This window comes from Rhodanobacter sp. FW021-MT20, assembly GCF_041107475.1.
In the GTDB taxonomy this organism is placed as follows: Bacteria; Pseudomonadota; Gammaproteobacteria; order Xanthomonadales; family Rhodanobacteraceae; genus Rhodanobacter_A; species Rhodanobacter_A glycinis.
This window is the reverse complement of sequence record NZ_JBGBPX010000031.1, coordinates 1-23,856: the sequence shown is the minus strand read 5'-3', so window position 1 is coordinate 23,856 and position 23,856 is coordinate 1. Positions and strand designations below refer to the sequence as shown.

General features: G+C 63.3%; 28 protein-coding genes. 6 read left to right on the top strand and 22 right to left on the bottom strand.

The window, feature by feature from the left end; translation table 11 throughout:
* Positions 1-154 precede the first annotated feature (154 nt).
* The 4 genes from AB7849_RS19145 to merC (AB7849_RS19130) form a co-directional block, all read right to left on the bottom strand.
* Positions 155-1,459 carry a TolC family protein gene (locus tag AB7849_RS19145; RefSeq protein WP_237711758.1) on the bottom strand — a complete coding sequence of 435 codons (1,305 nt, stop codon included), beginning with the start codon at positions 1,457-1,459 and terminating at the stop codon, positions 155-157.
* 71 nt (positions 1,460-1,530) lie between these two features.
* The gene (locus tag AB7849_RS19140; protein WP_237711757.1) at positions 1,531-1,851 is read right to left on the bottom strand and encodes a hypothetical protein; all 321 of its coding nucleotides are present in this window, start codon (positions 1,849-1,851) and stop codon (positions 1,531-1,533) included.
* Positions 1,852-2,025: 174 nt separating this feature from the next.
* Positions 2,026-2,241: a GDCCVxC domain-containing (seleno)protein gene (locus AB7849_RS19135; protein WP_008208629.1), complete on the bottom strand. Its 216-nt coding sequence runs from the start codon at positions 2,239-2,241 to the stop codon at positions 2,026-2,028.
* A 70-nt stretch (positions 2,242-2,311) separates the two neighbouring features.
* The gene (merC, locus tag AB7849_RS19130) at positions 2,312-2,734 is read right to left on the bottom strand and encodes an organomercurial transporter MerC (RefSeq protein ID WP_333678599.1); all 423 of its coding nucleotides are present in this window, start codon (positions 2,732-2,734) and stop codon (positions 2,312-2,314) included.
* A gap of 69 nt (positions 2,735-2,803) precedes the next feature.
* Here merC (AB7849_RS19130) and merR point away from each other — a divergent pair, with 69 nt between their 5' ends.
* The 4 genes from merR to AB7849_RS19110 all read left to right on the top strand — a co-directional run bounded on the left by merR (position 2,804) and on the right by AB7849_RS19110 (position 6,765).
* The gene (gene merR, locus AB7849_RS19125; protein ID WP_333678597.1) at positions 2,804-3,211 is read left to right on the top strand and encodes an Hg(II)-responsive transcriptional regulator; all 408 of its coding nucleotides are present in this window, start codon (positions 2,804-2,806) and stop codon (positions 3,209-3,211) included.
* Positions 3,212-3,930: 719 nt separating this feature from the next.
* Positions 3,931-4,986: a hypothetical protein gene (locus AB7849_RS19120; RefSeq protein ID WP_008214465.1), complete on the top strand. Its 1,056-nt coding sequence runs from the start codon at positions 3,931-3,933 to the stop codon at positions 4,984-4,986.
* The gene (locus AB7849_RS19115; RefSeq protein WP_008213946.1) at positions 4,973-5,659 is read left to right on the top strand and encodes a hypothetical protein; all 687 of its coding nucleotides are present in this window, start codon (positions 4,973-4,975) and stop codon (positions 5,657-5,659) included. Before AB7849_RS19120 ends, AB7849_RS19115 begins: the two co-directional genes overlap by 14 nt.
* Complete coding sequence (locus AB7849_RS19110; RefSeq protein WP_369501538.1) at positions 5,659-6,765, top strand: tyrosine-type recombinase/integrase; 1,107 nt, start codon at positions 5,659-5,661, stop codon at positions 6,763-6,765. Before AB7849_RS19115 ends, AB7849_RS19110 begins: the two co-directional genes overlap by 1 nt.
* Before the next feature lie 140 nt (positions 6,766-6,905).
* Here the strand turns inward: AB7849_RS19110 and AB7849_RS19105 are convergent, their stop codons facing one another.
* From AB7849_RS19105 to AB7849_RS19075, 7 genes are all read right to left on the bottom strand, one after another.
* Positions 6,906-7,505, bottom strand: coding sequence for a toxin VasX (locus AB7849_RS19105; RefSeq protein ID WP_369501537.1), 600 nt, complete (start codon positions 7,503-7,505; stop codon positions 6,906-6,908).
* Positions 7,506-7,566: 61 nt separating this feature from the next.
* Positions 7,567-8,544 carry a transglutaminase family protein gene (locus AB7849_RS19100; protein ID WP_369501536.1) on the bottom strand — a complete coding sequence of 326 codons (978 nt, stop codon included), beginning with the start codon at positions 8,542-8,544 and terminating at the stop codon, positions 7,567-7,569.
* A 62-nt stretch (positions 8,545-8,606) separates the two neighbouring features.
* Entirely contained in the window at positions 8,607-8,954 is a 348-nt protein-coding gene (locus AB7849_RS19095) for a hypothetical protein (RefSeq protein WP_369501535.1), read from the bottom strand.
* A gap of 92 nt (positions 8,955-9,046) precedes the next feature.
* Positions 9,047-9,796 (bottom strand): RHS repeat-associated core domain-containing protein, encoded by a 750-nt coding sequence (locus AB7849_RS19090; protein ID WP_008214521.1) that lies wholly within the window; start codon positions 9,794-9,796, stop codon positions 9,047-9,049.
* A gap of 146 nt (positions 9,797-9,942) precedes the next feature.
* Complete coding sequence (locus AB7849_RS19085) at positions 9,943-12,972, bottom strand: Tn3 family transposase (protein WP_008214520.1); 3,030 nt, start codon at positions 12,970-12,972, stop codon at positions 9,943-9,945.
* Between the two features lie 11 nt (positions 12,973-12,983).
* Positions 12,984-13,397, bottom strand: coding sequence for a type II toxin-antitoxin system VapC family toxin (locus AB7849_RS19080; protein ID WP_008214519.1), 414 nt, complete (start codon positions 13,395-13,397; stop codon positions 12,984-12,986).
* Positions 13,394-13,636, bottom strand: a complete 243-nt coding sequence (locus AB7849_RS19075; RefSeq protein WP_008214518.1) for an antitoxin — start codon at positions 13,634-13,636, stop codon at positions 13,394-13,396. Before AB7849_RS19075 ends, AB7849_RS19080 begins: the two co-directional genes overlap by 4 nt.
* Before the next feature lie 190 nt (positions 13,637-13,826).
* On the opposite strand from AB7849_RS19075, the gene AB7849_RS19070 reads away from it, so the two are divergent.
* Together AB7849_RS19070 and AB7849_RS19065 are read left to right on the top strand one after the other, a co-directional pair.
* Positions 13,827-14,804, top strand: coding sequence for a recombinase family protein (locus AB7849_RS19070; RefSeq protein WP_037101545.1), 978 nt, complete (start codon positions 13,827-13,829; stop codon positions 14,802-14,804).
* Between the two features lie 103 nt (positions 14,805-14,907).
* Positions 14,908-15,960, top strand: coding sequence for a site-specific integrase (locus tag AB7849_RS19065; protein WP_343122235.1), 1,053 nt, complete (start codon positions 14,908-14,910; stop codon positions 15,958-15,960).
* A gap of 72 nt (positions 15,961-16,032) precedes the next feature.
* Here the strand turns inward: AB7849_RS19065 and AB7849_RS19060 are convergent, their stop codons facing one another.
* The 11 genes from AB7849_RS19060 to AB7849_RS19010 form a co-directional block, all read right to left on the bottom strand.
* Positions 16,033-16,983, bottom strand: coding sequence for a CBASS cGAMP-activated phospholipase (locus AB7849_RS19060; RefSeq protein ID WP_235645292.1), 951 nt, complete (start codon positions 16,981-16,983; stop codon positions 16,033-16,035).
* Between the two features lie 216 nt (positions 16,984-17,199).
* A complete protein-coding gene (locus AB7849_RS19055; RefSeq protein WP_008214509.1) occupies positions 17,200-18,555 on the bottom strand; it encodes a dihydrolipoyl dehydrogenase family protein in 1,356 nt (451 codons plus the stop codon).
* An 11-nt stretch (positions 18,556-18,566) separates the two neighbouring features.
* Entirely contained in the window at positions 18,567-18,959 is a 393-nt protein-coding gene (locus tag AB7849_RS19050) for a group III truncated hemoglobin (protein WP_231381787.1), read from the bottom strand.
* Positions 18,960-19,031: 72 nt separating this feature from the next.
* The gene (merE, locus tag AB7849_RS19045) at positions 19,032-19,250 is read right to left on the bottom strand and encodes a broad-spectrum mercury transporter MerE (RefSeq protein ID WP_008214504.1); all 219 of its coding nucleotides are present in this window, start codon (positions 19,248-19,250) and stop codon (positions 19,032-19,034) included.
* Complete coding sequence (merD, locus tag AB7849_RS19040) at positions 19,247-19,612, bottom strand: mercuric resistance transcriptional repressor MerD (RefSeq protein WP_008214502.1); 366 nt, start codon at positions 19,610-19,612, stop codon at positions 19,247-19,249. The genes merE and merD overlap by 4 nt, the downstream gene beginning before the upstream one ends.
* 16 nt (positions 19,613-19,628) lie before the next feature.
* Positions 19,629-21,353 carry a mercury(II) reductase gene (merA, locus tag AB7849_RS19035; RefSeq protein WP_015447704.1) on the bottom strand — a complete coding sequence of 575 codons (1,725 nt, stop codon included), beginning with the start codon at positions 21,351-21,353 and terminating at the stop codon, positions 19,629-19,631.
* Between the two features lie 298 nt (positions 21,354-21,651).
* Positions 21,652-22,059 carry an organomercurial transporter MerC gene (gene merC, locus AB7849_RS19030; protein WP_015447706.1) on the bottom strand — a complete coding sequence of 136 codons (408 nt, stop codon included), beginning with the start codon at positions 22,057-22,059 and terminating at the stop codon, positions 21,652-21,654.
* 19 nt (positions 22,060-22,078) lie between these two features.
* The gene (gene merP, locus AB7849_RS19025) at positions 22,079-22,357 is read right to left on the bottom strand and encodes a mercury resistance system periplasmic binding protein MerP (protein WP_015447707.1); all 279 of its coding nucleotides are present in this window, start codon (positions 22,355-22,357) and stop codon (positions 22,079-22,081) included.
* Positions 22,358-22,376: 19 nt separating this feature from the next.
* A complete protein-coding gene (gene merT, locus AB7849_RS19020; RefSeq protein WP_015447708.1) occupies positions 22,377-22,739 on the bottom strand; it encodes a mercuric ion transporter MerT in 363 nt (120 codons plus the stop codon).
* 85 nt (positions 22,740-22,824) lie between these two features.
* Positions 22,825-23,574: an HvfC/BufC N-terminal domain-containing protein gene (locus AB7849_RS19015; protein WP_015447709.1), complete on the bottom strand. Its 750-nt coding sequence runs from the start codon at positions 23,572-23,574 to the stop codon at positions 22,825-22,827.
* Positions 23,549-23,856: multinuclear nonheme iron-dependent oxidase (locus tag AB7849_RS19010; RefSeq protein ID WP_369501534.1), on the bottom strand; the 308-nt coding region annotated here is incomplete at its 5' end. The genes AB7849_RS19015 and AB7849_RS19010, both read right to left, overlap by 26 nt.

Below are 23,856 nucleotides of genomic sequence, written 5' to 3'. Positions count from 1 at the left end.
GGATGTATGCAATTATTATTATAAACAGTATGTTACGATATTTTTCGGAAATTTTGAGGATTCCGGCTTAGACCCCCTTCCTGCGCCATGACGGGGCCGGCCAACACAGCCAGCAGCGCCATGCCCAGCAGACTGCGTTTCAAAAGAGAGGGATTCATCGCGAGATTTCCTGATTAAGGCCGTCCTGAGTGCGGCCATCGAGCCAGTCAGTGAGACGGCCCGCAGCGGTGAGGTAATCGAACCAGGTCTGCCAGGTCTGGCTTTCCAGTTCTTGGCCGGACAACGCGGTGTCCAAGCTCTGTTTGAGCTGTACGAGGTAATCGGAGGTGCTGATTTCACCGGCGCGCCAGAGCTTTTCCAGCAACGCGGTGCGATCCTCGAACGCGGCGGCCCGGCCACCGCGGAACGCCTCGGCGGCATGCCGCAAGGCGGCATAGCGGGTCTGCGTTTCCTGCAGGCTGGCACGCAGCACAAACTGACGCGAACGCGCGGAAGCGGCGGCTGCATCGGCTTCCGCGCGGGCGGCATCCACTTCGGCACGGCCGGTGTTGAGTACCGGCAAGGGAATGGAAACACTCAAGCCGATCACCTGATCGGTGCGCGGCCCGCTGCGCACCTGTCCGCCGGTCAGGCTGAGCGTGGGGTCGGGGATGCGTGCCCGGCGGGCGACTTGCACGCCTGCTTCGGCGCTCGCTTGTTGGGCACGGGACTGCCGCAGTTCGGGCAGCTCATCGACCGGCAACGGCGTAACACTGCCCGCCGCAGGCGACAGGCCAATAGGTAGCGGTGGCAGCGTGGTCGGCTGATCGCCGCTGATGACCAGCAATGCCGCACGGGCCGCCGCTTCATTGCCGGCGAGAGTAGCTTGCTGCACCTGCGCCTCGCCCAAGGCCAGACCGGCCAAATCGCGCTCCGGACTGCTGATGTCGCCTACCTTCAGCCGTTGCGCGGCCAGATCATCGAAGCGTTGCATCAGCGCCAGGCGACGTCGGCCCAGCTCGCTCTGTCGGGCTGCGAGTGCAGCCGTCGACCACGCCTTCAACCAACGGGCCGCGACGTCGCGACGCAAGAGGTTATAGGTCGCCTCGGCGGCGCGCAGGTCGGCCTTGCCCTGACTGGCCCGGGCACGACGCTTGCCGGACAGATCCAGCGGCAGGCTGATGCCGGCCGTGCGCCGATTGACGTCCGCATTCTCCGCATCGAGCGACAGCGAGGGGTTGTACAGCGGCTGGGCTGCAGCGCGCGCACGGGCCTGGGCCGCGTCAAGGTCCGCCCGCGCGGCCTGCACCTCGGGGCTGGCTTGCCAGATACGGTGTACCGCCTCCTGCAAGGGCGACGATGCCAGCGCAGTCGGCAGAGGACCTATCGGTGGGGAAGGATGGGATACGGGGGCGGCACCGAGCATCGCCGCATACAACAGACACACGGCGCCGATCGGCGCCGAACGAAAAACAGACATGAAGCCATCTCCTGAAAACGGTCACGAAGCGATGCACCGCACAGGCGGTGGCGTCGCGTAACGGAGCGGTTTCAGGCGATCGGAGGGCGCAACAATGAGCCGGTGGTGGCCGGCGTGACCCCCGAATGGAAGGTGAGCGGCGCGAAGTGCGCCTCCATCCGGGCGATGGGAAGCGGTGCACTGGCCGGCAACGTCACCGAATGCGCACAGGCGCAATGACAGCCGCTTCCTTCGCCAAGGAGACAGCTGTTTGCATCGTCAGCCGCTGTCGGGCTGACGGCGGTATCCGCCACCAGGGGGACGGTGACCGTCGTCGTCGAAGCGAATCGCGCCCCCGGCCCATCGGCCATACAGATCGACCCGCTGACCAGCTTGATCAGCAACACGGCCACGGCCAACACCCACAGACCGCGGTGGCGGCGCAGGCGAGTCAGCAGGGATGGCGCAGACCGATACATGCTTCGATCCTAAACGACAGTCGCGCTGTTAGACAATTTCACTTGGGCGCCGGTCGTGATGAATTCAGACAGCCCCTACAGTCGCCAGCCGACCCCTATGAAGATGGTCTACCCGCAGCACGACTTCTGTTGCTGGATCGGTGGACACGGCACGCTGCCGTAGGAGCAGAACACGCAGCAGTCGCCGGCTTTCGGTCGGAGCAGTTCGCCGCAACCCGCACAGTCGTAGAAGAACTGGCACGCGTCAGTCGGCATGGTCTCGGTGGCCTGATGGCCGCAATGCGGACAGGCCAGGGTGCTCTGCAGGATGAGTTCGGTCGTCATGCGTTTCGCCGGAGAAATGGATGGGAAGTGTCGGCAGGGTCTTCGTTGTGCCCATGTCTATCGTGTCGATTCAGTGGGCATCCATCGCATCACTGGCCGTGCGGCAGGACGCGCTGGGAGCCGGCGCCAGCAGATCGCGGACTGAGACCGCCACCATCAGCAGCAGGCCCGGATAGAGGAGCCATCCGGTGCGATGGCCACTGGCCCGCATCACCCATACCGCCAGCAGCACCAGCAGCGGACCGAGCATACCGAGCACGGCACGCGACCACTGCCGGTGACTGAGCCAGCCCAGCGCATTGGCGAGCAGCGCGATGGCGGCAAACGCCGGCAACAGGATGCGGATGAACAGGCCTTCATACGGACTCAGTACGCCCAGCCCGATCGCCGCACCGAGGCTGGCCAGGGCGGGAAAGCAATTCACGCAGGCCGCTGCCGAGACGACACTGCCGATCAGTCCGGCCTTGTCGGCCAGCCGAGTGAGCAGGGACATGGGGTTCTCCTTTCGCGCGGAATGCCGATGATCTAAGGTATTCCCGTAGTCAAGTACGGAGTCAAGTCCATGCCCTCCACGCAGGAAACGTTTTCCATCGGCGCCTTCGCCAAGGCAGCCGGAGTCAATGTCGAGACGATCCGCTTCTACCAGCGCAAGCGCCTGTTGGCGGAGCCCGCCCGTCCTCCGGGCGGCATTCGTCGCTACGGAAACGCGGAGGTCGCGCGGGTGAAGTTCGTGAAATCCGCGCAGCGGTTGGGATTCAGCCTCGATGAGGTGGCGCAGCTACTGCGGCTGGAGGACGGCACCCATTGCACGGAAGCGGCCAGTCTGGCCGCGCTGCGGCTGGCCGATGTACGCCATCGGCTGGCCGACCTCGCACGCATGGAAACAGCCCTCGCTGCGCTTGTCGAGCAATGCGGCACGCGTCAGCGCAACGTGTCCTGCCCGCTGATCGCCTCGCTGCATGCCCGCTGAAATGGCGGCAGGCAGGATGCGACAGGCATGACGCCGGTGGAGCGCATCGGCTGGATGGTGCAACCACGCCTTCACCACTCCGCCATGGCCCGTCGCGGAGCATGCCGCCTTGGCGGCCTCGTCGTCGTGCCGTTCAGGGCATGGGCCGCGTGTGATCTGCCCACTGCGCCGTGCCCTGGATCAGTTCCGCCCGCACGCAATGCGCGCCCATGATCGACGTTACCGTGGCTTGCCCGCTCGCGGCGAAGTGTTCAAGGGGCACACCTTTGCTGGGAATCACGTAAGCCACTCTCATGACCTGCAGCCGCGTGCCGACGGCGGGCAGTGGCGTAACCCGGTAGCAGATGTCCAGCTGCCGGCCGTTGACATGACCAATCCAGCCGTCGGCATAAGCATTGGTCAGTGATCGGCTCGTTCTCGAGGATCGTGGCCGGCCGCGCTTCGGCGACGGCGTCGACCCAGGGCTGGGCGCGCTTGAGGGCGGCGGCCCGATTTTCTGTGTTGGAGGTCATAGTGTGTTACGCAGCGTATCATGGCCTAAACCTAGCTTTTACCCTGTTTTGGCGCTACGTTCAAGTAGCTAGATATGCAGAGGATACGCTCGCAGTATATTATCGTCGCCGCAATGGACAATAATTACAGTTATCATCTAGGAGGCTTGATTTTATAAATCACATGGCGCACAGTAACGCCGCAGCCGGTGCTGCACGGAGACCGTCATGAATGAGGCGATGAACGCGGTATTTGCCACCCTCGAGCTCGCGCACAGTGGCGCACGTGCGTTCGGCACCATCACCCGGGCCGAGATCGAGACCGATGTGTTCGATGCATCCGCAACCGACACGCTGCTGCGCGTGGTCAACCTCAGTGCGCGTCCGCGCAAGCCCGCCACCGCCACCTTTGGCGAAGGCGTCTGGTCGGGGATCTTGGCGGCCGCCCGCGCCATTGCTGATCCCACCCCGACGGTCGCCCAGCTGCTGCGCCATGCCGCCCACGAGCGCGCCTGGCTGATTGTGGAACCAAACAAGCAGGTGCGCCTGGTCGCACCCTCGAGCGTGCGCGAGACCGTCGCGGCGTGGGAGCTCTTACCCATCCAGCCCGGCTCGAATGATGTGTTCCTGCTGGAATTGGCCGGCACGGTGGAGTCCAATATGGAGGACCTGCTTGCGCGGATGCATCAAGCGCTCGTGATCACCACGGCCCCGGCGACCATCCACACGTCAGTGAGCGGACCGACCGTCCTGATCACGGACAGCCCGCTGCCACTCACTCCAGAACAGGCCGCGATCGCCCGTCGCGATGCCCTGCTCGCGCGCGCGCGCTCAGAAGAATGGCCCGAATCGGGGGTCGTTGGGCAGCAGCTGGGCAGTAGCAATGAAGAGGCCGGACGCCAACGCGCCACGCGCGACCGCGCGGCCGGCCGGTTGTTTGGCGTGCGTCCGCCCGGCGAACGCACATTCATCCACCCGCGCTTCCAGTTCCTGCCCGATGGCCGCGTGCACTCCAAACTACCCGACCTGCTCGCCGCCCTGGCCACCAACCCAGAGCTCACCGAGGAGACCGACCCGGCCGGCTGGGGGCGGCTGGGCTGGCTCTACCAGCCGCGGCGGTCGCTGAGTGTGCGCAGTCTCGCCGAAGAGCGGGCACCGGATGGCGTGGCCGACGACACCCTGGACGCCCGTGGCCGTACTCCCGCCGAGGCCTTCCTGACCGATCCGGAGGCCGTGGTCGCGCTGGCGATCGAGGATGCGGAGGTCGTGAGTGGCCGTCGCTGATACGCTGCATCACCGTCTCTTCGACGTTGTGCCAGCGGGCGACTACTGGCATGTCTATGACCTGGCCTACGGTCCACTGGCGACGCACCCGTGCTGCCAGGCCCGGCTCGCCCTCGTCGCCGGCCGCCCGGAAACCGTGATCGTGCGCCCCACCTTCTACATCGCATGGACACCGGACGCGGCGCTGTGGGAAACCGCACTGCGCGACGTGGTACCCGATGCCGCCGGCGGCGTCAGCCTGCTGCCGGGCTATGCGGCGGGGCATGGGCTGGCCCGCCTTTCGTTGCGCCACCCCCTCCCGATCGTGGCGATGGATCATCCGGCGCGCCGCAAGGTCATCGACTACAACTCGCCCGAAGACCAGCGCTGGCATGGCCACCTGACCACCGATCGCTACCGGCGCACCCACTTTGCCGCCGCGACCGTCGACGCCCAGTGCCGCGCGACGGGAGAGCTGCTCCCTGGGTTTCGTTGGCACTCGCGACAACTGCAGAAGGACCTGGTGGGTGTTCTGTACGGGGCACTGTCCAACCACTGGAGCGTCGCGGAGACGATCGAATTGGCCGCGCCCCGCGGGCAAGCGATGCTGACGGCCGCGCTGGCGCGTGCGCAGATGGTGCTCGTGCCGGACCTGCGCGCGGTCGTGGCGGACTCACGCACGGTCGATCCCTGATGGACGGCACCCAGCTGCTGGTGGTGGATAGCCTGCAGGGCCTGGTGCGCGCGGCACCCGTCGCACCACAGGCGTTGCAACCCGCCGCGACACCGCCGACTGTGCCGGCGATCCTGGCTCGCCTCGCTGAATGGCAGGCGGACTTTGTCGGCGGCCAGTCCGCCGCCACGGTGCGCGCGGTCCGGGCCGACTGGAGCCAGTACATCGCCTGGTGCGAAGGCACCGGACAAGCGCCGTTGCCGGCGTCGGTCGAACAACTGGAAGCCTTCCTGCGGAATGCCATTGTGCGCGGCCGCAAACGCTCGACCATCAACCGCTACCTCTACACCGTGGGCTTGGTGCATGCGGCGGCCGGTTTGCCCAATCCGGTGAAGGACGCCCGGTGGCCGGTCAAGTGGAAAAAGCTGATTCGGGAGCTCGGCGCCCGCGGCGGCAACCAGCGGACCCAAGCCGGTGAACTGGTGGCCACCGACATCGCGCGTATCGTTGCGGGTCTGGGGACGACCCCGCGGGATCTGCGTGACGCGGCGATGCTGCAACTGGCGTCGGATACCCTGCTCCGCGAATCGGAGCTTGTTCGCGTCGAGGTCGAACACCTGGCGTACAACCCGACCAAAGACACGTGGACGGTCGTGGTGCCGTTCTCCAAGACCAATCAGGCGGGTGAGCAGGAGGATTTCCGCCACGTCGATGTCGACACCCGCGCCGCGATCCAGCGCTGGCAGGATGCGGCCGGCATTACCACGGGCGTGCTCTTTCGGCCGATCGGCGGCCGGGTGCGCGCCGCCGTCCTGGAGGCCCGCGCGCGAGGTCTGCCCGACCCCGTGCTGCCGCTCGGTGCCCAGGAAGTGGCACGCATCTTTCGCCGTCGAGCCGTCGCCGCCGGACTCGATCATGCGTTCACGATCTCGGGTCACTCCGCGCGGGTCGGAAGCGCCAACGACCTCATCAATAACGGCTACACCACCGCGCAGATCCAGGACGCCGGGAACTGGAAAAGTGCCGAGATGGTGCAGATCTACACCCGGCGCTCGCAGGCGGGCGCGAACTCCATGGCTGACATGCGACGGAGCCAGAAAGCCAAAGCGCCGACGCCGGACAAATGAACGATGCATGGAACCGAAGCCTGGTCCCGTCGTGGTGAAGATGCGCGCGCCGTATAGGCATGGCACTCGCGTATCCCATATCGAAGGCAACGTCCACGCAAGGCGTTGAAAGAGATGCAGGAAGTACCCCTCGGCTGACTTTACATTTTGGGGGGTTGGGCAAAATTAGCCAATGAGCTAGCGTGCTTTTTGCGAAAATATCCAGAGTCCCGGCCGAACCCCAATCCATGGTCGTGCATGGATCGGGCCAACGCGTCGTTGAGGCGTGGCAGCGGCTTGTTCTGGAAGCCCAGCACGGTGTTCTTGATGAGGTCCGCGCCATCGAAAGCCAGCAGATCCTTCGGGATGTCGACGTGCTGCATGAACGCACTGGGGTTGGCGGCCACTTGGTTGCGCACGGCTTGCGTCCACGGCGCCTCGGAGAACGCCACCCAGAATTCGGGATGACGCTGCGGATCGTCGATGGTCAGCAGCAGGTTGGATGACGTGGCGGCAAAGCGTGCGCAGGCGGCATCGCTGCGACCCAGTCCGTGGTGCAAGTCGGCCTGCATGCGTTCCAGCTGCCCGTTGGACTGGGTGGCGTAGTAATCCCACGACTTGTCCTGCGGGTAGTAAACGTACAGATACCCCTTGCGCAGCCGCCGCACCACGTAATGCGAGCAGTTCAGGCGGGTTTCGGTGCCCGACTGGGCGAGCTTGCGCGCGGCGAGATACCCGTGCCGGTCGAAGCTGCCGGCCATGGGATTGCTGTCCGGCTCCATGTAGGGGATGTAAGCCGGAACCCCAGAAAATTCCGCCCACTCACCCGCCGTGTTCGGCCTTGTAGCGCTCCACACGCTCAAGGTATTCATTGTTCCCTGCTTTCGTGGGCGGGGCCCATCCCATCGCTTCCACCTGGTTCATGATCCGCGTGTTGGCGTCGTAGAGCGCGTTGAAATCGGCCCGCTGCGCCGGTGGCAATACCTCGGGGGTCAGGTGGTGCACTAGGTAGCGGTGGGCCAGGGTCAGGAAATAGGCGTTTGCCTCACTCACGTATCCACCCGCATTCTTCGGATCAATCCGCTCCTCCAGCTTCGCCAAGCCGAGCAGGTAGCCCGGTGGGCGCGTGTGGGCGTAGATGCCTTCCAGCGGTTCGAGCATCGCCGCGACGGTTTCGTGTGGCGTGGTGGTCCGCAGGTAGATCCCGCTCTGGATCGACAGCGGCGTGACATGCATTTCGTTGATGTACTTGGAGTCAGGCGGCGAACCGGGACTGGTGGCCTCGATGTTGAACCATCGTCCGTTGACATCTTGGAGACGCGCAAATTCGTGCTGTGGTGCTTGGCTCAGCGTCATGTTCAGGCCGAGCTTCTGGCCCAAGATGATCAGCAGCGTGGGCATCGACACGCAGTTGCCCTTGCGCGTGCGCAGATAGGTCGACACCAGCTTGTTCTGATATTTCGCGCCGAGCGGATCGTCCAGGTCATAGGAGAACGGGTGGTTGTCGTTCCACGGCCCAGGCGTGTAGATCACCTGTCCCAGCACCGTCATCACGTCCGTTGGTGGCGCACCTTTGGTCCCCCGCGCCCGAACCATATTGGACCATCGGTCCAGTTCCGCGTTGAAGGCTGCCGCATCAAACGTTGGATTGACCGCGCGCTCGATAGTTGTCTGCACTTTCGCGTAATCGACGCGGCCATCCGCCGGGTTCGCCAGTTGCTCCAAGATCCGCACGTTTGGATCGTTGGGGATGGGCACGGCACCGGGCGTTTGGGCCTGGCTCCAAGGACTGATCGCCATGAAAGCTATCACCCAACCCCAGCGCATCGTGCGATGCGCCCTTCTTTCGCGAGCTTGAGCAATCATTGGGATCGGGGTGACGGCTTCTTCCGGAACCAATCGACGTGGTCGACGTAGAACAATCCTCGGGGATTGGCTTCCGACGCCGCGGTGTAGGTGCCGATGACTTCGGCATCGAATACCCGGAGGGATACATCCATGACATCCCCCGTCAGTGCCCGGTCAAACTGAGCGGCCTTCGAGGTTGGCGGCAGATGATCGGCAAATCGAAACCCAATCGCCGTGCCCGGTGGACAATGCGGGTCCACAAAGGCGGCTCCATGCCTCGGCCCCATGAGTGCCCTGGCCTTGAGGCGAATTTCACCCATAGGCGGGGACTGGCGGCTGGCATAGAGTTGGCAGACGGTCATAGTTTGGGCTTGCTCTGCCCTTCCAGCCGCAGACACGGAGCAGCCGACCACTCCCCCGATGACGAGGCAGAGAAGCCACAGTGCGCGGCGCATTAACACCCGTTGATCCCACACCAGTAGTTAGTGGACGCATTTGCATTATTATTGATGCGTGCATTGATGTCTTTCATCAACGCCCCTGGCGCATAGAGATCGTTGGAAACCCCTAACCCCCTTGCCACGCCTATCTCTGTGCGATACGCGTTCATTTCCGTGGCGTGCTCGGTGGCCCGATTGGTCGGATAGCCGATCGCAGGGTTCATGTAGTCCAACTGATGTTGCCCTTCATGCGCGATGGCCTCAGCCCCGAACGCATTGGTGAGCTTCGACGCGCTCATGCCCGGGTTGTATTGTTTGAACATTGCTGCGAGCGGAGCAGCCTGCTTGACATCGATGGTCATCAACGAAGAGCTATTCGCTTCGGCAATGACGTTCTTAGTCAAGCTGCCGGCGGCCAGCGTTACACCGTTTCCATCCCCCAAGGTGCCGATGTGGTCTGACACAGCACTCAATTTGGCGTAGGCGGCCGAATTCGGATTGAGATTGCCCATGGCGGTATGCAGGGTGTTCACGAACCCGTTGATCTGGGTGCACGTTTGCTTGTTGTCACTGCCGCACGCATAGCGCCCGTCCGGATCGATGTTGACCACCGGATTATTCTTCGCGTAGGCGTAGCGGTTGAAGCCAAATACGTCGCCGGCCTTCGGCGGCACGGGGTCTGGCGTTAAAAAGTGCGCTTGCGCGATCGTGCTGACACCGATAGCCGCCACCATGCAAAGGCCGGCCCATGATCCCTTCCCCATAGCAACCTCCAGTTCCCCTTTCTGGTGAGTTTACACCCGGCAAAGAGGCGCGCAATGACGGGCTTTTATCTCCCTGCGCACCCCAGCGGCAACCGATGCGATCGATGACGGGGGTTAAGCCGATACCGGAACCAGCGAAAATTCCGTCATCCCAGATCCAGTTCGGCCACGAGCGCATCCAGGTCGATCATCTTGCCGTCGCTTTGGAAAGTGTAGTGCCCGTTCAGCAGGATGTGCCGCCAGGCCGCGGGCGACATCTGTGTGATCAGCGCCACGGCTTTGGCGTTGCTGCTTGCTTCGTACTTCGTCAACAGCCGCGACAAGATCGCCGAGTTGTAGTAGATGATGGCGTTGGCGATCAGCCGCGCGCACTGGTTGCTGATCTCAATCTCGATGTCGGTGCGCCCGGTCAACTCCTTTTTGCCGCCGACCTGGGCGATGGTCGAGCGTAGCTGGTGGTAGGACTCGATGCGATTCTGCGAGCGGTGGACCTTGCGTTCGAGCTGCGGATCGCGCAGGTAACGCAACGTGTAGATGCTGCGGATGAGCTTGTCGAACTCGAAGATCGCACGCCGCGTCGGGTTCGGCGCGGTGTAGGTGCATAGCTTTCGGATCAGCGTGCCCTGGGTCATTTCCTTGAGACCCAGCGTGGCGACGATCCGGTCCATGTTCGATTTCTCGCCGATGATGAGCGGCCGGTCGATCTGACCCACCGGCCGGATTAGGCACTTTTCGTATAGCGCTGGATCGTCGGCGCAGTACAGCTCCTGGAGTTGGTCTTCCAGGTCGGTGAAGCGCGGTTCGAAGCGCCGACCGAACCAGTGCAGGATCGCGAAGTTGGCCTTGTTGACGCTGTGCATGTCACCGGTGATCACGGTCGGCACGATGTCGGACGTGTTGCGGTACCAGACGTCGAACACGTGGTGGCCTTCGTAGTCGTGGGCGCCGATCAGATAGCCGTGGAGCGGTATGTGGTTGCACAGCAGCGTGTAGGCGACGACGCCCTTGCCGCGCCCGAAGTATTTGCGCGAATAGCGCGCCTTCACGGTCGCCCGCTCGACGCCGAACTTCTGTCCATCGACGGCACCGTACAGTGCATCCAGGTCGAACGAGTAGTGGGGGAAAATCGGCAACGCGGCAATGGCGTTGCTGATGCAATCATTGGCCGCATGCAGCGATGCCTGCCGTAGGTACTGCTGGTAGGTGGTCTCCAGCACGTGGTACGGAATGTCGCTGGTACGCGCCATGACCTGATTGCCGTGGTTCATGGCCTGCGCGATGATGGCTGCCATCAAGCTGTCGGCGTCGGCCACCTTCTTCGCATAGCGCGGCTGCAACGGCGTCAGCGCCGACAGGAATTGGCACTGGCCGTTGACGAAGCGGAACACGTCAGCCACATCGCAAAAGGTCAGTTGCTCGTAGAGTGCGTTCTCGTGCGCCTTGGCATTCTCGCTCTTTGGCTTGTGCCACGTCAGTGTCTGCGTGTGCTGGTCGTATTCGAGGTGCGTCAGCTTGCCTTGTTTCAGCTCGCGATTGAACGCCAGCCATTGCGTCCGCAACTCCGCCGTCAGCGCATCGAGCTGGGTTTCGATGGGTTCGCGCAGGAATGGGATGTCCATCGGTGCCAGCACACCGGCTTTCTCAGCAAGCGAGACCAACTCGTCAGCGAGGTGGCGATGTTGCAGGCTGTCGTCGAGATAGAGTTCGCCCGACTTGAAGCGCTTCCGGATCTGCCGGTACAGCCAGAATTCGTAACGATCGGCATGCAGACCCGCGGGATCGCCGTTGGCATCGAAGATCAATAGGTACGGCCGCAACCGTTTCGGCAGCGTAGCCGTTGGACATTCGGCGAGCGGTCGTTGCGACAGACGTTGCTGTTTCGCAAACACGCTCTTGGCCCAGGCCAGCGCGGCCAGCCACGGGCTGTCCAGGTCGGTGCCGGCGAAATCGAGCGCGACATACAGCGGTCGCAGATGGCGGCGCATGCGTTCGGCCAGGCCGTCCACCGCCTGCCAATGTAGGGCCAGCTTGCTCATCGGCTTCACGCTCATGCGCTGGCCGATGAGCTGAAGCGCGTCTTTCGGCAGGATCTTGTACGCCCGCTGCCGCACATTGCCGAACGGTGTGGTATCGGCCACCGTGTCATCGACATAGAGCAGTAGCAGGCGCCCCACCCGTGGCGTTTCCTGCTGACGGCGCACCTGCTCGGCGACGAAGGATTGCTTCGCACCGGCACGGCTTTCATCTTCCAGTCGCTTCATGTGGTACGCCATCGCATCGACCAGGTTGTCGGTGAGCTGCCGATAACGCAGCCAGGCGTAGCACAGCAGATAGAGATGGGCCTGGTCCGGCTTGAGGTTGCGCAGGTCGTGGACGGTATAGAAGTTCGCCAGGCTCGCGTAATAGCGCACGTTCTGTTGCGAGATGCCCAACTTGGGCAGCAACGTTTTGGCGATCGCGTGCAACGGCTCCAGTGTGGAGCGCTTCTCGCGTTCGTGTGCCATTTGACGCCAACCAAAATCCTTGGCGTCTTGTCGCAGCACGGCCAATTCGGACAACGTGTTGTCTCGCACCAGAAGTTGGGCCAGCGCGGCTTGGGCCGCGTCATCCAGCGCTTCGGCCAGTAGGTCGCCCAAGCGCCGGCGTTCGGCCGACAGTGTTGCGCTCACCAGTTCTTGCAAGGTGGTGTAGCCGGGCCGGATGATTTTGTGCTCGTTGAGCCAGACGATCAGCTCAGCGGCGACGAATCCCGGCGTCACATCACGGCGCGCGATCTGTGTGGCCTGCTGCGCGAGCTGTGGCAAAAGGCCGGCCGTCCACGGCCGATAGCCGAACAACTCGGCGATGCGCTCACGCTGGGTGTAGTGCTCATGCTTGGTAATCGTCTTGTTTTCGAAGGCCTCGCCGTGGAAATAGCGAGTCAGCACGAAGGCAAGATCGTCGTCGACCTCGCTCCAGTCGAAGCGGAAGGAAGCCTGTTTGGCCCTGAAGTAGCCGACCTGCAAGACGCAATAGACTTGGGCATGGAGGCCTGGACGGCTGACCGCGAGCGCCAGTTCAGCTTCGGACAGGGCCAAGTACTCCAGTCGCTGGGAGTCGTCGAAGTCGGGCAACCCATACAACGCCTCCTGCTCGGCGTCCGAGAGGATGGAAAGCAACTTGTTCTTTGCCGCCACGGTCTCGCGTTTCACCCGCTGTTGGTCCAGTCATCGACGGCAAGTGCTCCATCAGGAACAAGAGTGAATGCTTTGTCGTGAGTGATGAGCGTCGCGTTGGCGGCCACCGCATGAGCGGCGATCATCATGTCGAGTGCTCCCAAGGTGATGCCCGCCGACGCGCAGGAGGCCCGCAAATCGCCATAGACCGTGGCGGCGTGTTCATCCCACGGCAGTATCTCTACGCGCAGCAAAAACTCGCGGATGACATTGGCAAGGGCAGCGGGATGGCCTTTACGGGCTAACCCATAAAGCAGTTCCGCTTGTGTGATGACGGAGATGATGATGCTGTCGATGGGCAGCGCGACGAGTCGCTCGCGGATCTCCGGAGGGTGCCCTTTGATGACGTAGCTCGCCATGTTCGTATCGAGCATGAAGCGATTCAAAACAGGCTCCTTTCCTCGGCGGGCAGATCTTCTCGATTCGCCATGAAATCCGCCGGCATCTTGGTACGGTTGGCCAGTTCGAAAAACTCTTGCCAGGAAGCAGGCTTCGGCGATAGCACAACGTCGCCGGTCTGGGGGTCGCGGCGAATAAATACTTCGGCCCCCTGGAAACGAAACTCCCTCGGAAGCCGGACGGCCTGACTTCGCCCGGTGATGAACAGCTTGGCAGTAGCGGACATGGTGAGACTCCTTCTGATACCTATCATTAATATATACCTGTGCATGGTACATATCAATGGTATCTACTCCGCATGATGCAACTAGTTCAATTAGGGTATCCCCTTGGCAAACTACCCGAACGTGGTACTGCATCATGCGATACTTCGACCCATACGAGACCAGTTCGGTCAAATCACCCTAAGTGTACCGATGACCACTTTTGTCCGCGCTTACCTTCGCGCCTCCACCAACGAACAAGACGCCCAGCGGGCACGGGGCATGCTCGATAGCTTCGCGCGCGAACGTGGCGTGGTGATTTGCAACCATTACGCGGAAAACGAATCAGGCGCTCGGCTCGATCGTCCCGAGCTGTTCCGGCTGCTGGCGGACAGCCGACCGGCCGACGTATTGCTGGTGGAGGACGTCGACCGTCTGTCGCGCCTTGCCGGGGGTGAGTGGGAAAAGCTCAAGAGCCTGATCCGCGAACGGCAGATACGTATCGTTGCAGTCAACGTGCCGACCACATGGCAGCACCTTTCGCCGAAGCAAAATGAATTCGATGCGCGGATGTTTGGCGCGATCAATGACATGCTTCTGGACATGCTGGCCGCCATCGCTCGCCGGGACTACGAGCAGCGCCGCGAGCGCCAAACGCAAGGCATTGCGAAGGCGAAGATCGCCGGCAAGTATCGCGGCCGGCAAGTCGATCAGCACCGCTACGCGGCGATCAACCGGCTGCTGGCCAGCGGTAGCTCGTGGTCGATGGTGCAACGAACGATTGGATGCAGCCGAAGCACGATCAGCAGCGCGATCAAGCACGCCAAGAGCACCGCGGCGCGCAGCATTCCGGAACCGAGTGCTGCACCAAGCCAGCAGACCGTCATCGTCGTGATCCGGGCCTACGTTGAGAACGGAAGCAAGTTCACGCGTGGCAAAACCCGCGTCAAGAAAGAGATCGATGACCTGGTCACGGCTTCTTTCAAGGGGACCAAGAAGCTCAACGACACGGAATACCGCGTGCCGATTCACTATGAAACCGATGCGGATCTCAAAGCTCAGCTCGATGATCTCCTGCAGGAGATCTACCACATCGCCGATCTACGCAACTGCGTGGTGGATGACGTGAGTATCAAGAACGAGGCGACGAAGCAGTATTGGCGCGACTACGAAGGGCGCTGGGAATCGTAACTCGTGGCCGGCCAGATGCTGGGGTGACGGAATTTTCTGGGGTTCCGGCTTACATCCCCCTATCGCTCCGCCGGAGCAATTGGCCACGGAAGCGGCGGCGGCCGTGCGCGACATCCTGGCCGAAGCGGCGTCGGCGAACACCGCGCGCAGTTATGCCAGCGCGCTGCGCTACTGCGCCGCCTGGTATCAGGGCCGCTACGGCCAGCCGTTTGCCCTGCCATTGCCCGAGGCGGTGGTGATCCAGTTCATCGTCGACCACCTGGCCCGTCGGAGCGAATCGGCGCTCACCTGGGAGCTGCCGCCCGCACTGGATGCCGCACTGGTCGAGGCCGGCCTCAAACAACGCCTGGGGCCGCTGAAGTTGAGTACGATCAGCCATCGGATCGCCGTGCTGTCCAAAGCGCACCAGTGGCGTCGCGTGGCCAACCCGTGCGAGCAGCCGGCCGTCCGTCACCTGCTGGCCCGCGCCCGCCGCGCCGCGGTCAAACGCGGCGACCGCCCCACCAAGAAGACCGCGATCACCCAGCCCGAGCTGGCCGCGCTGCTGGCCACCTGCGATGCCTCCCTGACCGGGGTGCGCGATCGCGCGCTGCTGCTGTTCGCGTTCGCCAGCGGCGGGCGCCGACGCAGTGAAGTGGCCGCCGCGGACCTGAGCGATCTGCGCCGGGTCGGCGAGCGCGCGTTCGTGTACCACCTGGGGCACAGTAAGACCCAACAGGCCGGACCGAGCGTCACCGCCACGCCCGACAAGCCCATCCTGGGTCCCGCGGCCGACGCACTGGCCGCTTGGCTGGCGGCGGCTCAGCTCACGGACGGCCCGATCTTCCGTCGGCTGTGGCGGCACCGCATTGGTGGCGGCCTCTCACCCGCCTCGGTCGCAGCCATCGTGCAACGCCGCGCCGCGATGGCTGGGTTGGAGGGGGACTTCGGCGGGCACAGTCTGCGCTCGGGCTTTGTCACCGAAGGCGGCCGCCAAGGCATCGCGCTGCCGGCGTTGATGGCCATGACCGAGCACCGCGCGGTGGGCAGCGTAATCGGGTACTTCCAGGCCGGTGGCGTGACCGACAATCCCGCGGCGCGCCTGCTCGACGATGGCATCCTGCATGCGTCGCACGCATCGTCCCCCTCATCGGTTTCGGGCGACGATGCGTCATGACCGCCGGCGCGTGCTCCACGCGGGCTATCCGCGCACAAACATCACCCCGCCTGGCGCATCCGATGACCCGATTCAAAAGATGGCCATGCGGGTGCGTAAAAATTCCTCATCCGACACGGACAATTCCGCCAGGTTTTTCAGTGCGGGCAAACGACGCACGTCATCCATGGCCATCGGAAAATCCAGACGCGGGTTGATGCGGTGGTAGGCGGTACCCAGCAGGCCCGCCGCCAACAGATTGGTGTACTGCGACTGGCTTTCGTCGATGACGTTGTGGAAGTGCGCACCCCAGGCCAGCAAACCGCCGTTACGCAAGCGTTCTGGGGTATAGGGCATGGCACATTGCTCACCGGTGCCTATCGACAATACGGCCAGTTGTGCCAGGCACGTGGCACCAAGGTCGTGAGGCGGCGCGATACCGCGCCGACTCGGGCGGCTGAACTGGAACGCCTCCACCACACCGAGTAGCGCGGGGTTGTTGGCGTAGAGCCCACCATCGACGAGATCGCTCAGGCGTTCCGTCGCGTGGGCGGCGAAGAAGGTTGGCGCCGCCGAGGTGGCTAATGCCAGATCGGCGAGACGATCTTCGCCACGCCATGGGCCTGGCTTCGCGTAATCGCTGCGGAAGAGATGGGGTCGTGCATTGGTCAGCGAGGCCGCGGTGACGCAGACATCCGTCTGCACCGCGCCTAAGGTGAGGTCGCCGAAGAACGCATGCATCGCCTCGCGTAAGGCGTCGCTGCGGTAACGGGGGCGGAAATTTCTCATCCACCCGAAGCGCCGCATCGTTGAACCGAAGATGCGCGGCACGTGTCTTTCATACAGGGCGGATATCTCGCTCACCGGTCGGCCCAGTGCCAGCGCCAGTGCGATGATCCCGCCCGTCGACGTACCACAGATGAGGTCGAAACGCGCCCCCAGCGGCAGCGCGTTATCAGTCAGCGTATTCAAATACGCTTCGACGCATTCGAGAATCTTGAGTGTCAAATAACCGCGGGCGCCGCCCCCATCCAGGGTGAGCACCGAAAACAACCGGGCGGTACCGGCACGAGGCGATGGGGGTTGCGCTAAATGCATGGCAGAGGGTGTGCTGGCTTGGACTCTTCGATGCATGAGAGGAAACGCGAAGGCTGCCCTTGTCTTGACGAGTTCGTTATGCGCCTCGCGTGGGTTGAGGTGCTGCACTAGGTCACGTCAGGAAAGCTACACGCCGTGCGGACTTTTTGCTTGGCGCGCCTGCTACACCATCGAACTGATGTCCGAGGCATAGCTGGGATAGGCAAAGATGATGCCCTTGAGCTTGTTCGCCGTCAGTCCAGCGCCCATGGCCATGGCGAGCAGATTGATCTGTTCCTCGGCGCCGGGGCCGATCAGATGCGCGCCCAGGATGTTCCCGCTGCCTTTCTCGACCAACACCTTGTAGGCGCTGTGTCGCGCGCCCACGCGCAGGGAGGAATACCACTGCGCGGTTATCTCGAAATGCGCGTCAAAGTCCAGCCCCTGCTCGCGTGCCGCGTCTTCGGACAGCCCGACGGACGCCACGGGCGGAAGCGTGAAGACGACGCTGGGGATCGGCGGGTAGTGGATCGCGCGCTCGTCTTTTCCGGCGAGCAGGTTCTTGCCCGCGATCCGGCCCTCGTTGGCCGAGACCGGGGTGAGATTGGGGCCGCTGTCCGCGCAGTCGCCGGCCGCGAAGATCGCCGGGTTGGTCGTGCGCATGAAGGGACTGACTTGGATGCCCTTACGGCCGTAGGCCACGCCCGCGGCGTCCAGGTTGAGATGCTCGATGTTGGGCACGCGCCCGGTGGCATGCACCACCCTGTCGCAGGCAATGGTCTGGGTGCCTTGCGGCGTTTCATAGGTCACGATGAACCCGGCGCCGTCCTGCTCGATCGTCAACACCCTGGCCTCGGTCCGCAGGTCGATGCCCAGATCGGCGGTCGCTTCGGAAAGCATGCCGACCATGTCGGGGTCGAAATTGCCCAACGGGCGCTTCATCATTTCTAGTACCGTGACGTCCCTTGAGCCGGCGCGTTTGCAGATGTGGGCAAATTCCATCGCGATGAATCCGCCGCCGACGAAGACGACCCTGTCCGGCCGCTCCGGCAATTCGAGGAAGTCGGTGCTGGTGATCAGCAGGTTTTCGCCCGGGATATTCAAGGTCATCGGCCGGGCGCCGGTGGCAAGGTGAAAATGCCGAGCGGTCAGGAGTTCGCCATTCACTTCAATCGTGTTTGGTCCGGTGAAGCGGGCCTGGCCATGCAGGGGAACGACACCGGCCCGCTGCATCCCGGCTTCGATCCGACCTGACATGAGGTCGGTAAAGCTGCGCTTGAAAGCGATCATGTCGGGCCAATCGACAGCGGTTTGCGCCCGAAGCCCCTTGCCTTTCAAGTTGCGCGCCCAGTCGACGCCCTCGGTCACGGCGATCAGCATTTTTTTGGGGTCACACCCGCGTAAGGCGCACGTACCGCCATAAGGCAAGCTATCGACCACGGCGACCTTCCAGCCTGCCGCCGCAGCCATGCGGGCGACGCCCGTACCGCCGGTACCGGCCCCGATCACGATCAGGTCGAAACTCTCATTTGGGTTCATGCCATGCTCCTTTACTTCCGACGGACGTCGAGCAGCGCTTCGAGGTTGACAGCGATCGTGGACGCAAGGCGCTTGGCCTGGATGGCGGCGTGCCCGCGGAATTGCTCGTCCACGGTTGCCACAAATAACGCCAACCACCGCTGAAAGTGGTGGTGGTGCAAGGAATGTCGCGTGTGCAGCGCCATGTGCTGGGCAATCATGTTGCGTCGATAGCCCTCATGGTCACCGAGCAGCATCTTGCGCCAATACGCGCGAATCTTTGGTATATGTTGCTGCAGGTCAACGTCTTTGAAGATCGGTCCAAGCGCGGCATCAACCCTCACCTTGGCGTAAAAGGCGTCCACGAAGTCGGCAATGGCCTCCGGTGAGTTCAGTTCACGCGAATCCATGGCGATCGTTTTCACCTGGCGCTCAAGGGCATGCGGATGCGTCCGATCGGCCCTCGACGAATTCAAGCCGGCCGTGCATCAAACCGCTCATACGCGTCCTCCAAACGCACGTATCGCCCGCCACACGGATAGCCCGAACAAGCTGATCAACCCCAGTGCCGCGATGACCCAGTGCGCACTGAAAAAGGCGCCGGCCGTCGTACCCGCCAAGAGCGCGGCCAGGATCGGGAGGTGACACGGGCACGTCAGCACAGCCAGCCCGGCCCACAGGTAACCCGTGATGGATTTGCGCTCGTGACCGTTCATCGCCGTGCCTCTTCGTGTCGACCAACCTCTGCCCGCAGCGCGCTCAATTGCGCCTCCAACCCCACCAATGCCTGCCGCCGCTCATCGACGATTCCGCCTACCTCTGCCAGGCACATCACCGTCTTATCGGCATTCGATGCATCCAGCGACCGGCACAGTCGCGTCACGACGTCCAGGCCGACCCCTGCCTCGACCGCGGACCGCACGAAACAAAGCCGGTGCAGGGCGTTCGCGTCGAACACGCCATAACCTCCATCGGTGCGCGCGGCCGGATGCAGCAGCCCGCGCACCAGGTAGTCACGCACGATATGCACGCTCACGCCGGCGTCTTTAGCCAGCTGTGACACGGTGTAGGCGTTCATCGAACACCCCGTCTCCTCATCCGGCACAGCAGGAAAGTTGCTTGACGTCCTTGGTGAAGGTCTGTGCCGCCAGTTTCAGGCCCTCGACCATCGTCAGGTACGGGAACAACTGATCGGCAAGCTCCTGCACGGTCATGCGCGCCCGGATCGCCAGTGCGGCCGCCTGGATGATCTCGCCGGCTTCCGGCGTCACCGCCTGCACCCCGATGAGCCGGCCGCTACCCGCTTCGGCCACCAGCTTGATAAAGCCATGGGTGTCGAAATTGACGAGCGCCCGCGGCACGTTATCGAGTGAAAGTGTGCGGCTATCCGTCTCGATACCCTGCAGGTGCGCTTCCGCCTCGCTAAGGCCTACGGTCGCGACTTGGGGCTCCGTGAACACCACCGCCGGCATGGTGGTGAGATCCAAGGTCGCCTCGCCCCCCATCAGGTTGATGGCGGCACGTGTACCGGCGGCGGCCGCCACGTAGACGAACTGCGGCTGGTCGGTGCAATCGCCCGCAGCATAGATGTGCGGCGCACTGGTTCGCATACCGCGATCGACCACGATGGCGTTTTGAGCATTCACCGCAACACCCGCCGCCTCCAGCGCGAGGTCACGCGTGTTGGCGGTCCGGCCCGTGGCCACCAGCAACCGATCGGCACGCACTTCGCCGTGCCCGGTGGTGAGCACGAATTCACCGTTGGCATGGGCAACTTGGCTGGCCTGGGTGTGCTCCAACACCTCGATGCCTTCGGCACGGAACGCCGCCGTGATCGCCTCGCCGATGGCCGGATCTTCGCGAAAGAACAAGCTGCTGCGCGCCAAGATGGTGACGTGACTGCCCAACCGCGCGAAGGCTTGCGCCAATTCCACCGCAACCACTGACGAGCCGATGACGGCGAGCCGCGGCGGAATCGCGTCACTGGCTAATGCCTCGGTGGACGTCCAATACGGGGTGTCCTTCAAGCCGGGGATGGGCGGCACCGCCGCGTGGGCACCCGTGGCGATCAGGCAGCGATCGAAAGACACCTCCGATTCACCACGCCCCGTCGTCGACGTGACGACGAGCGTGTGTGCGTCCTTGAAACGCGCTTCGCCACGCAGCAGCTGGATGTTGGGGTTGGTATCGAGAATCCCCTCGTACTTGGCGTGACGCAGTTCGTCGACACGACCTTGCTGTTGGGCGAGCAGTCGGTCACGCCGAACCACCGGCCCCGTACTGGAGATGCCGTCATCGAACGGACTGCTTCGACGCAGGTGGGCCACGTGCGCGGCGCGGATCATGATCTTCGACGGCACGCAGCCGATATTGACGCAGGTACCACCGACGGTTCCGCGCTCGATGACGGTCACCCGGGCGCCGAGTTCAACGGCCTTCAGCGCTGCCGCCATGGCCCCGCCGCCCGTGCCGATGACAGCAACGTGCAGTCGCTGCTCCGAAGCGGTGGGCGTGCGGTCGACATCGCCACGCGGCTTGAACCAACCACCCAGCGAGCCCAAGGCCTGGTCGAGCATGGAGGACTTGCGCGCGAGTGTGTCGGCTTGCGGTGCCGAGGCGGCGGCGATCCGGTAGTTTTGCGGCAGACCCGCGTTGAGTTGCTCCACCGTCAATGGCTGGGTACTACGGACGTGCGCCACATTTTGCGGGTAGGCGACGTCAGCGGCGACGACGTCAGGCAACGCCCGGAGCGCTTTTTCAACATGTCGGGCGCAATCGGCGCACGTCATGCCGATCACAGAGAGGGTTTGTTCGTTCATGATGTTCCTGGCAAATGAACGCGTGTCGCTTCGGTTCGAAGCAGAGCGGCACACCGTTGAATCAATAGAGGGCCCCATCAACCATCGCAGTGACGGCACCTTCCGTTAGCAGCAATAGGGCACCACGACGATCAACAAAAGCACGATGCCGATGACGATCGCGGCCGTGATGAGGTCGGTTTTCTTGGCACTCAGCCATGCTTTCATGGGTGTCATCTCCGATAGGGTGATCCAACGAACGCCGGTACTCCACGGGGTTTGATCCCACATCTCCACCCGCGGAAGGTGGGGTGAGTGTTCAACAGCAGGCGTCGTCTCGCTTCGCACCGCGGTGCCCCTTTCCCGGCGGCGATACCAGATCCCAGATGGATACCGCGACCATCAAGACCAGCCCGGGATAGAGCAGCCACGCCGCCATGCGCAAGGCCCCGATCAGCACCAAGACCGGTCCGATCACGCCAAGGGCCATGCGTAACCACTGCCGATGACGGAAGCCGGCGATCCCGTTGGCAAGCAAGGCGACCATCGCAAACAGTGGCAGCAAGTAATGGATGAATACGCCCTCGTACTGGCTCAGAAAGCCCAATCCGATCGCGGCGCCCAGGCTGGCGAGTGCAGGAAAGCAAGCAGCGCATCCCATCGCTGTGACGATGGCCCCGATTACGCCCGCTTTGTCGGCGGTGCGTGTGAGTGGAGTGAGAGACATGGGAATGACCTCGGGCGCTTCAATTCTTAACGGTGGAGGGGTAGCCCGCATCCGTCGTGGCGCTGACGAGTGCCCGGGTGCTGGTCTTGGCATCATCGAAGGTCACAACGGCTTCCTTCTTGTCGAACAGGATCTCGGTCTTTTCGACACCGGGAACCTGGGACAGCGCTTTCTTGACGGTGATGGGACATGCGGCACACGTCATACCGGACACCGACAGGGTGGCGGTCTTCGTAGCCGCCCAGGCAGGCGCGGAAATGGCGGTGGCAAGGACGATGAGAGCGGCAAGTTTCTTCATGGGTGGATCCTCCGACGGGTCAGTAAAACAGCGTGGCGAGATAGGGAAAGGTCAGCGCCACGAGCACCAGGGCTGCGACGATCCAGAACAAGACTTTGTAGGTGGTCCTGACCTGCGGCACAGCGCAGACGTCACCAGGCGCGCACGCCGTAGCAGGCCGGTAGATGCGTCGCCAGGCGAAGACCATCGCGATCAGCGCTGCACCGATAAAGTACGGGCGGTACGGCTCAAGCACAGTCAGGTTGCCGATCCAGGCGCCACTGAACCCAAGGGCGACCAAGACCAGGGGACCAAGGCAACAGGTCGACGCCAGTAGTGCGGTGATACCCCCGGCCAGAAGAGCGCCGGAACCTGTTTTCTTGACGACTTGGGTATTTTTCATGGAGGGCTCTGCGTGGATGGGGGCGACTATGGGAGCACTCTATTCGCGTACTTAGGTACAGAGTCAAGCGCAAGAATTTTTAGCGTCAACCCGCTGCAATCAGTTGGTGCTTCAGCAGACTGCGCAGACAAACCGCGAGATCGAATGCTCCGTCGATGGCCCGAGCCGCCGCATACGCGGCCTCCAGATCACGCGTATCGATCAGCGCGGCGATGCAGGCGAAGCTCGCTGCGTCCAGCACGGTCATCGCCACCTCGCCGCCGTCACGCCACAACACGACCTGTTCGCCGCGACCATCCAGCTGCAGCCGCTCGCCTTCGGGGGCGGTGGCGTAACGCCAGATCGTCAGCACCGGATGCGTACTGCCCAGCAGGCGCACGCTGGGATGCAACCGCCAGGACAACGATGTCGTGTCATCGAGCGTGGCCGGAGCCAGTGGCGATGCTTCAGCGGCCAGTGCGGACTGCTGGCGTAGCCACTCCAACTGCGCCACATCAGGCAAATAGGCAAGTGCTGCCGCTTCGGGCATCGTGGCCAGAAACGCGGCGAAGGCGCCGCCGAACGCCTGCAGGTTGCCGCGCGTCGACGGATGATGCAGGCGATAGCGCGTCGCTGCGGCCTCGAAGAAGGCCTCGCCGACCAGCGCTTGCACCGCGGGGTACGTGGCGCGCAGCGTTTCGATCTGCGTACTGGCGATGGCGTTGCCGTACACCTGCAACCGTGCAGCGGGGGCGAGGCCGGCACCGACAACCCACTGCGCGAGGTCACTGCCGCGATCGAGCACGGCGTTGGCGAAACCGCGTTGCAACTCAAGCAATGTGGGTGCGGTGACCATTGAGCAGGGCCTCCGCGCGGCCGGCTTCCGCCAGCAACACCTCAAGTTCGGGGATGTCCTGATCCCACTCAATCAGGGTGGGTACGGGGCCGAACAGATCCAGTGCCCCGGCATAAAGCGCCCAGACTTCGGCATCCACCGGCCGGCTGTGGCTGTCGATCAATAGCGGTACCGCGAGATCGGTCTTGCGAATAAATCCACCCAAGTGGATCTCGCGCACCGCCGCGCGCGGCATCGCACGCAGATAGGCATGCGCGTCGAAGCCGTGATTGACGCTGTTGA